Genomic DNA, 12,046 nt, shown 5'->3' on the forward strand with positions numbered 1-12,046 from the left:
AATTATATCCGGCTAGAGGTGTAACAGACGATTATGCTTATGGTATGCATGGTATTTTTTGCTATACTTTTGAATTAGCAACAGAATTCATTCCACCTCCTGCAGCTGTACAACAGATCGTCTCCGATAACATGGAAGCTGCTCTTATTCTACTCCGTAGAGTACATCACTCTACACTGACCGGGATTGTTACCGATGCTGCAACAGAAGAACCGATTGTGGCAGAAATTTTTATCACGGGTATCGATGATACCGGAGAATTTCGTCATCCTTATACAAGCAATGAAGCTTTTGGAAGATATTATAGGATGCTTTTACCAGGAGAATATGAAGTTACTTTTTCTGCTTATGGTTATGTTGATTCTGATCCATATACTGTGATTATTACTGATGACGGACAGACCGAACTCAATGTTGAACTTTTTCTTGCTGGAACTGGCTCACTTAGCGGACTAGTCATCTCTTATAATGATCAAGATCCTATAGAGAACGCATCTGTTTCTTTACTTAATACACCTTTAGATCCAGTTTTTACTGACGAGGAAGGTCTTTTTTCATTTGATAATGTATCTTATGGTACCTATCTGTTACAAATAAGAGCAGAAGGTTACGGTACTTTGACAGAAGAAATCTCAATATATGATGAAGAAAACTATTTTTCATTTAGTTTATATACTCCATATGCACATGATTCTTTTGAAGATTTAGAAAACTGGATCACTACAGGGCATTGGGGTCTATCGAGTTATTACTCATATTCAGGAGAATATTCCTTAGCTGATAGCCCACAGGGTGAATATCAAGCAAATATGAGCAGTTATGCCAGATATATCCCTATAATTGACCTGACAACAGCTACTAATGCTTCGGTTGCCTTTATGGCTAAATATGCCTTAGAAGCCGGTTATGATTACTGCTACCTGCAGATAATGATAGAAAATAATAACTGGATAACCATTGGAACATTTAATGGGATCAGTGACTGGACACACAAAGAGTTTTCTCTGAATGATTACCTCGGTGAGGAGATAACTCTGCGCTTCTTCTTTACTTCGGATCAAGCTATTGAAGACGAAGGGATCTATATAGATGATTTCACATTGTTCATAACAGATCCGGTATCCAATATCAGCGATGATCTCAGCACTTTGCAGCAAGATACACTATTCCAGAATTATCCCAATCCTTTTAATGCTGAAACAACGATCAGTTTCGCTATCATAGAAGAGGGACAGGTTACTCTCGACATCTATAATATTATTGGACAAAGGGTTAGAAGACTCCTGCAAGAAGAATTGCAGCCAGGTTTGCATTCTATCATCTGGGATGGCAAAAATGACAGCAAACAAGAGATTAGTAGTGGTATCTATTTTTATAGATTACAACGTAATGACTCCTCAGTGGTTAAGAAAATGATCCTACTCAAGTAAAATTAATGTAATTCTGGTAATCAGCACAAAAGAAATCGAGTATGACTCGTTAAAATTATTAATATAGGTATAATTGCTAATGCCCTGTTACGGAATTGCATTGCCGTTGAATATTTCTAATCTCTATACTTACAAATGTGAGAAAGAATTACAACGTGGATGCAGAGTTCTGGTAAATTTTAACAACAACCAGCTGACAGGTTTTATCTGGACAACAGAAGACCTCCCCGGAGATAGCAAATCATATAACATCAAAGATATTTTAGAGATCATTGACGATCAGCCGGTACTATCTCCTGACTTATTGTCTTTAGCAGAATGGATGAGCAATTACTATCAATGTAGCTTAGGCACAACTATTCTGGCTATGTTACCAACTGCCATACAGATCCAAATAGCACAAGAGATCCGCCTTAGTGAAAAATATCTTCAAAGAAGAGAAGATTCTCTATTAACTACTCAAGAGCAAAAGATCTTGAAGCTGATCCATGATGATAAGTGGACTAATATAGCAACCTTAAAGGAAAAATTAAAGACCATACCAATTTTAAAAACTTTAGAAGAACTGGAAGATGCCGGAATAATTGATATTAAGCGAACCTACGACAGTAAGATCAAAAAAAAATACGCCAATTTTATTGTTATAAATGATCCTATTGCAGAATCTCCCGATCTAACTCCAAAACAAGAAAATGCTTGGAATCGGATCAAGGAGCTTGTCGGCATTTTTTCAGACAAAGACGCAAACTCTGTTCCTCTGGCAAGGTTAGCCGACGACTTTAGTTACTCTATCATTAAAGCTCTACGAGAGAAGGGGTTGATCAAAATTGAATCTCGAGAAGTAAAAGATCAGCCGGTACGAGCATCTTCAACGAGAATAGAAACTAACTTTACCCTTACCGACGAGCAACAAGCTGCATATAGCAGAATCAAAGAGCAGATAGAAAGTACTCGTTTTATGACCTTTTTATTATATGGAGTCACCGGAAGCGGTAAAACTGAAGTTTATATCAGATTGATCAGAGACTGTTTAGCCCTTAATCGTAACGCTATGATCTTAGTGCCGGAAATAGCTCTCACCCCTCAGATGGAAGAGCGGTTTTACAACGCTTTCGGAGAAAATATTGCCATCTTACACAGTCACAGAAACGACCGGGAACGATGGGAAGAATGGAAAAGGATCAAGAGGGGTCAATGCCGAATAGTTTTAGGTGCTAGAAGTGCTCTCTTTGCACCTCTGGAAAACATCGGAATAATTGTAGTCGATGAGGAGCACGAAAGCAGTTATAAACAGGATAAGAATCCGCGTTATAATGCCCGTGATCTTGCCGTCTTGCGTGGCAAACAAAACAATGCTGTTGTCGTCTTGGGAAGCGCTACACCTTCACTGGAATCGTGGTTCAACGCCGCTAATAATAGATATCAGCTACTAAAACTTACTCATCGCCCGTTATCGATACCAATGCCTCAAGTTAATATTGTAGATATGAAAGAAGAGGATGGTGATAGCCTTCTCTCCGATCTATTAAAAGAGAAGATCTTGGAACGCTTAAGCAATAAAGAGCAAGTGATACTCTTCCAGAACCGAAGAGGTTACGCCTCTTATGTCATCTGTATTACTTGTGGTAAGATCCATCGCTGCACTAAATGCGACGTTAGTCTGATCTATCATTCGAATGAACATATTTTAATGTGTCATTACTGTGGTTATCGGGAGAAAATGTTCCGTAAATGTCCCGATTGTGGTTCTTACGTCTTGGAATTCGGGATTGCCGGTACACAGCAGTTGGAGAAACAGTTACAGATCATGTACCCTTCAGCAAGATTGTTAAGAATGGATACAGATACTACTTCAGGTAAAGATAGCTATAATTCCATGTTCAAAAGGATGAAAGAGGGTACGGTTGATATTCTGTTTGGTACACAGATGATAGCCAAGGGTTTGGACTTTGCAAATGTCACTCTGGTAGGGGTTATCTCGGCAGATAATAGTCTTAACATCCCTGATTTTCGTTCTACAGAACGAACTTTTCAGCTTTTAACTCAGGTTGCTGGCAGATCAGGAAGAGGCGAACGAAAGGGTGAAGTGGTTATCCAGACCTTCAACCCTCAACATTATGCGATCTTAACGGCGCAAAAACAAGATTATGAGAGCTTTGTCGATTTAGAACTGGAAACAAGAAAAACACTTCTCTATCCTCCCTATGTCAGAAATGCCCGGCTCGTATTCTCTCATAATAATGAAACTTACTTACAAGATCAGATGAATTCCGTCAGACCTCTTATCAGCAGCTTAAAAAAGTATTATAGTAAGGATAGTAATTCTGATTCACAAACCAGATTCGATGTTCTGGGACCGGTTCCTACACCCATCCATAAAATCAATAATAGGTACAGATACCATATCATTCTTAAATCTGATTCGGTAAAACATCTACAATTAGCAGTCCAATACCTACAGAAAAATATCAAGATAAGCAAATCAGTAAAAATCGATATCGATATCGACCCTTCTTCATTAATGTAGTTTTTCCCTTTACAGTGAACAACAGTTCCTTCTTGTGTTTTTCATTTAATTATGGAATATCTTTAGGGAGTACACGAGTCGGATAGAGCCGACTCGTAGGGTGACTATTGATATAATTAAGATTAGTGGAGCTAAAATCAGTGGTTGGTATTCTATTCTAATAACTGACTATAATGATGTATCCGTCTGAATAGGTCTGAACATCACCTGTATTGAAGTGATAATTATCACCCTGATAAGGATTAGATGGTTGCCCTGTGCCAAAAACCTCGTAATCACTAAAACGATCCAAGCTATGAGGATGATTGTAAGGATTACCGGTGCCAAAGCTCATTACTGCTATTTGGGCATAGCGATTGAAAACAGCTTCAAGAAAATACTGCCGGGAAGATGTCTGGCTTCCGTGATGAGCAACTTTCAAGACATCAGCTGATAGATTAAAACCCTCATTAACAAGATAGTTTTCTAACACAGCTTCCATATCACCGGTAAAAAGATAAGCGATCTCTCCATACTCTACCCGTAAAACTATAGATCGGTTATTCTCATTGGTCGTATTGAGTCCCGGAGGAATATCAATATTCAGGATCCTAAATCTGACAGAAGAACTAATATTAAGATATGAGCCAACTGTATAATCCAGAGGTGTGTCGGGAGATAGATAATAATCATAAGGAATGCCTGCATCAATTATATCAGCCAAACCACCCCAATGATCCATATGATTATGAGATTCGATCAGAAAACGAAAGCGGGTAATATTTTCGTTGATCACGTAATTTAACATAAAGGGATGACCGGCACCATTCCAATAGGCGGGTTGTGAAAAACCGGGAACACGGCTACCATAACCACCATCTATAGCTATTGCTTGCCCCTCTGGGGTCTGAATCAAAGCTCCATCACCCTGCCTAACATCGACAAAATCTACCCTTAAAAGAGGATACTGACTACTTGTGGAAACAAAAGTCAATATAGTGTCTTTAACAGTAGTTTCGGTCTCTACTTGTAGAGTAAGCTCATAATCTAACCCACTACTTTCAACAATTAAAGGAAAATCAAGATAACTCCGTTTATTAGTTGCCGAATAGCCAAAATATTTAGTACCGGATTGACCTGCTCGCTGATATTGAAAATTCAAATTTACCGGAGAATTAGTTGTCATAAACAAACGGTTATTATGAATCAATAGATCATCTATCAGGTTGGAGGTAGGTTTATACAGAACCGTTATGAAATGATTGTGCTCATTACTTGTACTGATCATACCGGCTCTGTTTCTAACAGTGACACTGATTGTGAAATTTCCACTGTTACTATAAGAATAGGGCATCTCTAAAACCGAACCACTCGGTGCAAAATCTGTATATTCCGAATAAAAGCCATTACCCCAGTCAAATCTGGCTTGAACATCTAAACCCTGAGGATCTTCTACAGCGATAGAAGCTATAAAAAAAATTTTGCTACTCACTGTGTCGGGTGCACTGATAACTCCGATTATCTCCGGTGGCTCAACGTTGTTGTTAATACGATTATCCTGTCCACATCCAAATATCAGGATAAACAAGCTAATCGTTAAGATTATACTATATCTTTTTATTATCATCTATTGAACTCTTTAATATTTTACTATGATAACATTACCGTCTGAAAAGGTCTTTATTGTACCAACATCAAAATGGTAGTTACTACCTGCATAACTCAAACTGGGAATATTTGTTCCAAAGGTCTGGTAATTTTTAAATCTGACAAGATTTCGAGGATGATCATAAGGATTATCTGTTCCAAAACTTATAGTCGCGATCTTAGCAAATTGATTCAAAACAGAACCTAAAAAGACATTTGTAGATGATGTATTGCTCCCGTGATGACCAACCTTAAGTACATTAGCTGATAAATTATATCCACTATTTACTAAAAAAAATTCAACTTCTCTTTCAGCATCTCCGGTCAGTATATATTCAGTTGAACCATAAGTGACTTTAAGCACTATAGAGGTGTTGTTAGTTCCTGATCCTGCATCATTAGGGGGATAACCTATATTCAATATTTGAAAACTAACTGCTGAATCCAGATCGAGATAATCACCCCGATAATATCCCAAAGCATATAATGGTGATAAATAATAATCATAACCTATGCCGTCATTTATAATATCAGCTAAACCACCCCAGTGATCAGAATGACGATGTGTCTCTATCATATACGAAAAATGATCAACACCAACACTTTGCACATAGTTAAGCATCAAGGGTTCTCCCGCTCCGTTCCAATCATGATTTGGTGCCCATGAAGGAGAGAAAGTACCATAGCCACCATCAACAGCTATGGCATGTCCTTCTGGAGTTCTGATCAATGCTCCGTCACCTTGGGCAACATCAACAAAATCTATGCGTAAGAACTCATCATCTACCGCTTGGCTGTAAAAATATACTAATGTGTCTTTATAGGCAACTTCACTATAGACAATGATTTCCATCGAATACAATATACCTGCTGAAGATATCGGTACTGTATATGTCTTTATTCCGGTCTTACTATCTGTTGTATATCCTATATATCTTTCTTTGTTGTCATAAGTATTGAAATATGTGAACTTAAGGTCAACCGGATCTGTAGTTTTTACTTCAAAAGAATTATTATGGATGTTTATGTAATCAATTAGATAGGGATCGTAATTAGCTGAAGGGGATAGAAAGCTATTATTGCTACCACATGAAGTTATTATAAAAAACGATAACAATACTAACGAGAACAGGATTGTTACCTTTCCCTTCTTTATCAAATCTATCTTATTGATCCTTCTTACAGAAATCATTATCATCTTCCGTCTGAGTAATAACTATAACATAATTCATTTCGAAATAATTGCGAATTTTTATGACTTTATACCACTCTTTTTCTGTCAACTATTTCATTAATATATGGATCGTCTAAGTTTGAAAAATCTTTCAATAATTTTGCCTTAGTTTGAGACTTTTGATTAATATTAGATATCTCTGGAAAAAGTTGTTGACTACTATCGTTGATCCTAAAGAAGTTAATAGATAACATAATAAGTTCTGGGAGATAAATCTTTATTAGAGAAGTTAACTATGGTCATTTCATACTATCTAAGCTACTTTCCTTATCAACTAATCTGGAGAATTTTAAGAATACTCCGAAAGAAGAAGATAATAGTATTACATGTAGAAAGTGAGTTTGATTTATTCTTGTTTAAAAATATTCAAAAACATCTCAAGTCTATAGATATCGTAGTTTCAAAAAGAAACTTGATTAGTAAGATTAAAGATCAAATAGATCCTAACGCTTCAATATACTCCTATCCGGTTTTTCCTGATGCTATAATTATGTTTCGCAATGCAGCTTGGAAATACCCGGTAAAAAAAATAATCAAGATTGGATTAACTCATGGTGCCTATAGCTTTAAAAGAACTCCTAAGAGCTATTATTACAATATGTTTGATCTCTTCTTAATGACCAGTGAAGCAGATGTGTTAAGATCCAGAGAAAAAGGTGTTTATACAACAAAAACCATTGGATATCCGAAAAGTGATACACTTTTAGATGACACATATAATAAAGATATATTAACTGAACTCCGCACTAAGATCAACCTTAATGTAAAAAAATTAACTCTTTTATTTACAGCAACTTGGGATGGATCTGGAATGAGTGCTATTGATAAATGGTTTAATAGATTACCTGATCTGTATGATAATTACAATATACTGGTAAATCTTCACCATAAGATGAGTTTATACTATATTAACTACTTAAGAAGTCTTCCCGGTATCTATTTTATAGATCAATTAGACATTTATCCTTACCTTTTAATATCCGATGTCTGTATTAGTGATACCAGCAGCTTGATAGCTGAATTCTGCGTAGCTGATAAACCCATTGTGACCTTTACAGTTAGAAAAACTGACCGCACTACAGATGATATCTCATCAATAATTGATAAAGTATCGGTATCCATAGACAATTTCGAGCAGTTACCAGCAGCTATTAATGAATCTATTGCGAAAAAGAAGGAGATGTCAATAATTAGAAAACAAATTGCAAATATGCTGATTTCCCCTTTAGATGGTAAAGCCGGGTTCCGGGCTGCTAATGAGATTACAAAACTGATCCCGGATTTGAAAAAATAGCATGATCTTAAGAATTTATACTACCTATAGTAATCTTTCTATATTGTTCGATACTGCAGAAAAATTAGCAAGATATGTTAATCTTGACAAAAAAGATGATTGAGACGATTCATTTGTTTTATTAATGATAATCTGATAAAGGAGAAAAAAATGACCTCTTTAGAACTATTGATGAAATTAACCTTAACCCCTGGTGTATCTGGTTTTGAAGATAAGATAGCCGGAATCATGATCGAAGAATTAGGAAACAATGTTTCATACCAAAGAGATAAGCTTGGATCGATTGCATTTGAGTATATAGGTAAAAGTTCCGAACCTAAAATAATGGTTGTCGGTCATCAAGATGAGATAGGATTTATAACAACTAGGATAGAAAAAAACGGACTACTGCGCTTTCATAATCTTGGTGGTTGGGACTGGCGAACTCTGCTCTCCTCACCTGTAAATGTCATAAATGACAAAGGCGAGCTAATTAGTGGAGTTATCGGTTCTATACCGATTCATTATATAAAAGGTAATTTGAATGAGTTAAAATTAGAAGAGATGTTTATCGATATCGGGGCTAAATCAGACGAAGATGTTGTTAACAAATACGGTATCTCTCCTGGTTCTCCAATAGTTCCTACTACACATTTCGTTCACGAAGAACATAACAATCTTATCTTTTCCAAGGCATTTGATGACCGTGTAGGCATTGCCATAGCAATTGAAACAGGAAAATTTCTCTCTGAGAATGATCATGCTAATGCTGTGTATTGCTGTGGAAGTGTCCAGGAAGAGGTTGGTATCAGAGGTGCTCAAACATTAGCAAACATGATCAAACCTGATCTGGCAATAGTTGTGGAAGGGGTACCTGCAGATGATTTCCCCGGTAATGAAAGTAAAGCACAAAATAGACTGGGTGGCGGTGCTCATATTCGTCTTTTCGATCCGACAATGCTTGTTAAACCAAAGTTAACAAATTTAGCTATCGAAACTGCGAAGAAGTATGATATCCCATATCAAACATCGATTCGAACATCCGGGGGTACTGATGGCAAAGTCATTCATATCAGTAATATCGGAGTGCCTACAATAGTTCTGGGAGTTCCTGTAAGGTATGCCCATAGTCATAATGGCATCATATCTCTCGATGATTATAAAAACTGTCTGGAGTTAGTGAGAAGATTGGTTATGGCTCTTGATATAAAGACCTATAAGGAGATCCTCAGTTGAATAAGAGACCAATAGGCATTTTCGATTCTGGTGTTGGTGGACTAACAGTATTCTCTGAGATACGGAAAAAATTCCCTAATGAAGATTTGATCTATTTCGGCGATACTGCCAGAGTCCCCTATGGACCTAAGTCAAAAAATACGATAATAGACTATTCCATACAAAATACAAGATTTTTGAACAGTTTTCAAGTTAAACTCATCATCATTGCCTGTAATACTTCATCTGCTTTAGCTATTGAACAGCTTAAAGATCTATTTCCTGTTCCCATAATAGGTGTTTTAGAACCGGGTGCTGAACAAGCTGTTAAGACAAGCAAAAATGGGAGAATTGGTATAATCGGAACAGAGGGTACTATCAGTAGCATGGCTTATCCTAAGGAGATAAAGAGATTAAATACCCAAACAGAGACGTTTTCTGTGCCTTGTCCTCTCTTTGTACCTATAGTTGAAGAAGGATGGCATAATCATCCTGTAGCTCTTACAATAGCTAAGGAATATCTCTCACCGCTTTTAGCAGAAAAGATCGATACACTTGTCTTAGGTTGTACTCATTATCCGATGCTGAAAAAAGTCATTCATCAAGCAGTTGGAGAAGAGATTACTTTGATAGATAGTGCGGAAGCCATTACAAAAAATCTGGAAAAATTTTTAGCTACCTTAGTTGATGAAGTTAGTATTACAGGGTTTTATGAAAACAATAATATTACGGGAAAGGACTACTTCTATGTCAGTGATAATGAAGACAAATTCCAAAACATTGCTTCCCGAATATTAAATTTGGAGATCACTAACTTGAAACGAGTTAAATTAGCTGAAAGCTGGTTTATTTAAGAGGATCTATTTATGAAGATCAGTGGTTTCTCCTTTGTTCGAAATGGAATAAAGCTCTACTATCCTGTAGTTGAATCAATACTCTCCATACTTCCGATTTGCGATGAATTTGTTATTGCTGTAGGAAAGGGTGATGAGGATGATACTACCCGTCAACAGATTGCTCAATTAAACAATCCAAAAATTAAGATAATTGATACAATCTGGGAAGAAAAGTATTTCAAAAAAGGAATTATCAATTCTATTCAGACCGATATCGCAAAAGAAGCCTGTTCAGGTGATTGGTTATTCTATTTACAGGCAGATGAAGTGGTACACGAAAAGTATTTACAAATAATCAAACAAAGGTGTGAAGAGCTATTACTTAAAAAAGAGATTGAGGGCTTGCTGTTTAGTTATAAACACTTTTGGGGTGACTATGATCATTATCATAACGGACACGGATGGTATCCATTTGAGATCAGGATCATTAGAAATTTACCAGAAATACACTCCTATCAAAGTGCTCAGTCTTTCCGCTTTTTTTCCTATTATGATAACCCCAGACAACCGGAAGGAACTAGAAAATTGCGAGTTGCAAAAGTAGATGCTGAGATATTTCATTACGGTTGGGTTAGACCTCCACATTTAATGCAGAATAAAAGTCGGGCTTTGAATACTGTTCATTGGGGTAAAACCCGAGCAGAAGAATACTATGAAAAGGCACCCAAAGAATTTGACTATGGTCCATTAGACAGATTAGCTTTTTTTAAAGATACTCATCCCGAAGTAATGAAGGAGATGATTTCCAGAATGAACTGGCAAGATAGACTCCAGTATCAAGGGAAACCAAACCGCTATCGAGCTCTACATAAACATGAGACTTTCAAATACAGGTTCTTGAGCTTGATTGAGAAGATCTTCAACAGAGGTAAGCAGATCGGATATTTCAAAAACTTTGTCTTGATAAAGAAACCTTAAGATTTTACTATAATGACCTTTTCTGTTATAATCCCCTTTTACAACGATATAAAAGCGTTACTGACAACACTTAAGAGCATAAAACTGCAAAGAACTCAACCCGATGAAATAGTGATATCTGATGACGGTTCAACCGTCTCTATAAATGAAGTAATCGATTTTGCAAAAACATGAAACCGGCTATCAAATACGTTAAACAGGAACATAGAGGTTTTCGGGCTGCTAAATGCCGGAATAACGGTATAAAGTTAGCAACGTCTGACTATTTGATTTTTAATGATCAAGATATTGTCGGGACAGTCGATTATTATTCGACTTATCTTGATTATGCCAGTAGAGGAGAGTTCCTTGTTGCTTATCCCATACGTTTAGATGATAAAGAAACAAATACTCTAAGGGCTTTGATTGAAAATAGATCAATTGTATCAAAATCTTCGCTAGAGACGGATAAGTACAATAGATTAGTAAAACAGTATAGAAAAGAGAAACTCTATTATATTCTCAAAAAGTATTTGCGGGAGAAGGGATATCATCCAAAGTTACGAAGTGGTGTATTCGGTATCTTTCGTGAGGATCTGCTCAAAGTGAATGGTTTTGACGAATCATACCAGAACTGGGGCTATGAAGATGATGATCTGGGACGAAGATTATATGCTTCGGGAACTATCGGGAGAAATGTATTTAAGCATGATTTCCCCTTTCATCAATACCATGTTTCATTGGCAATAAACAGAAGCAAATCTAATCAAGATCATTACCGTCAAAGAATGCAGGAAGTATCAAAAAATAATTATCAGGCAGTAATAGGTATTAATAACTCTAATACAGTTGATATTATAACTACTCAGACCATCAAAGAAAAGACTGATGAAAAAGATATACTTTTTAAATCTTGATTTGATATATCAATTTTGATCAATAATCAGT

General features: G+C 36.4%; 10 protein-coding genes. 8 read left to right on the top strand and 2 right to left on the bottom strand.

Annotated elements, in window-relative coordinates; all coding sequences use genetic code 11:
- The coding region (locus K0B81_04980; GenBank protein ID MBW6515958.1) for a carboxypeptidase regulatory-like domain-containing protein at nucleotides 1–1,430 on the top strand (1,430 nt) is incomplete at its 5' end.
- A gap of 79 nt (nucleotides 1,431–1,509) precedes the next feature.
- The gene (priA, locus tag K0B81_04985) at nucleotides 1,510–3,957 is read left to right on the top strand and encodes a primosomal protein N' (GenBank protein ID MBW6515959.1); all 2,448 of its coding nucleotides are present in this window, start codon (nucleotides 1,510–1,512) and stop codon (nucleotides 3,955–3,957) included.
- A 157-nt stretch (nucleotides 3,958–4,114) separates the two neighbouring features.
- Here the strand turns inward: priA and K0B81_04990 are convergent, their stop codons facing one another.
- Nucleotides 4,115–5,563, bottom strand: coding sequence for an MBL fold metallo-hydrolase (locus tag K0B81_04990; protein MBW6515960.1), 1,449 nt, complete (start codon nucleotides 5,561–5,563; stop codon nucleotides 4,115–4,117).
- Nucleotides 5,564–5,575: 12 nt separating this feature from the next.
- Nucleotides 5,576–6,775: an MBL fold metallo-hydrolase gene (locus K0B81_04995; GenBank protein MBW6515961.1), complete on the bottom strand. Its 1,200-nt coding sequence runs from the start codon at nucleotides 6,773–6,775 to the stop codon at nucleotides 5,576–5,578.
- Between the two features lie 454 nt (nucleotides 6,776–7,229).
- On the opposite strand from K0B81_04995, the gene K0B81_05000 reads away from it, so the two are divergent.
- The 6 genes from K0B81_05000 (at nucleotide 7,230) to K0B81_05025 (ending at nucleotide 12,015) form a co-directional block, all read left to right on the top strand.
- Nucleotides 7,230–8,111 (top strand): CDP-glycerol glycerophosphotransferase family protein, encoded by an 882-nt coding sequence (locus tag K0B81_05000; GenBank protein MBW6515962.1) that lies wholly within the window; start codon nucleotides 7,230–7,232, stop codon nucleotides 8,109–8,111.
- A 150-nt stretch (nucleotides 8,112–8,261) separates the two neighbouring features.
- Nucleotides 8,262–9,326 carry a M42 family metallopeptidase gene (locus K0B81_05005; GenBank protein MBW6515963.1) on the top strand — a complete coding sequence of 355 codons (1,065 nt, stop codon included), beginning with the start codon at nucleotides 8,262–8,264 and terminating at the stop codon, nucleotides 9,324–9,326.
- Entirely contained in the window at nucleotides 9,323–10,159 is an 837-nt protein-coding gene (murI, locus tag K0B81_05010; GenBank protein MBW6515964.1) for a glutamate racemase, read from the top strand. The genes K0B81_05005 and murI overlap by 4 nt, the downstream gene beginning before the upstream one ends.
- 12 nt (nucleotides 10,160–10,171) lie before the next feature.
- Nucleotides 10,172–11,119 carry a hypothetical protein gene (locus tag K0B81_05015; protein ID MBW6515965.1) on the top strand — a complete coding sequence of 316 codons (948 nt, stop codon included), beginning with the start codon at nucleotides 10,172–10,174 and terminating at the stop codon, nucleotides 11,117–11,119.
- 12 nt (nucleotides 11,120–11,131) lie between these two features.
- Nucleotides 11,132–11,293, top strand: a complete 162-nt coding sequence (locus K0B81_05020) for a glycosyltransferase (GenBank protein MBW6515966.1) — start codon at nucleotides 11,132–11,134, stop codon at nucleotides 11,291–11,293.
- Complete coding sequence (locus K0B81_05025) at nucleotides 11,290–12,015, top strand: glycosyltransferase (protein MBW6515967.1); 726 nt, start codon at nucleotides 11,290–11,292, stop codon at nucleotides 12,013–12,015. The genes K0B81_05020 and K0B81_05025 overlap by 4 nt, the downstream gene beginning before the upstream one ends.
- Nucleotides 12,016–12,046 lie beyond the last annotated feature (31 nt).

The sequence above is a fragment of the Candidatus Cloacimonadota bacterium genome (assembly GCA_019429305.1).
Classification (GTDB): domain Bacteria; phylum Cloacimonadota; class Cloacimonadia; order Cloacimonadales; family JAJBBL01; genus JAHYIR01.

What these genes read in the sequence shown, in the direction of transcription:
- priA (MBW6515959.1), top strand. Translation starts at nt 1,510, where the DNA reads ATGCCCTGTTACGGAATTGCATTGCCGTTGAATATTTCTAATCTCTAT.
- K0B81_04990 (MBW6515960.1), bottom strand. Translation starts at nt 5,563, where the DNA reads ATGATAATAAAAAGATATAGTATAATCTTAACGATTAGCTTGTTTATC.
- K0B81_04995 (MBW6515961.1), bottom strand. Translation starts at nt 6,775, where the DNA reads ATGATTTCTGTAAGAAGGATCAATAAGATAGATTTGATAAAGAAGGGA.
- K0B81_05005 (MBW6515963.1), top strand. Translation starts at nt 8,262, where the DNA reads ATGACCTCTTTAGAACTATTGATGAAATTAACCTTAACCCCTGGTGTA.
- K0B81_05015 (MBW6515965.1), top strand. Translation starts at nt 10,172, where the DNA reads ATGAAGATCAGTGGTTTCTCCTTTGTTCGAAATGGAATAAAGCTCTAC.
- K0B81_05020 (MBW6515966.1), top strand. Translation starts at nt 11,132, where the DNA reads ATGACCTTTTCTGTTATAATCCCCTTTTACAACGATATAAAAGCGTTA.
- K0B81_05025 (MBW6515967.1), top strand. Translation starts at nt 11,290, where the DNA reads ATGAAACCGGCTATCAAATACGTTAAACAGGAACATAGAGGTTTTCGG.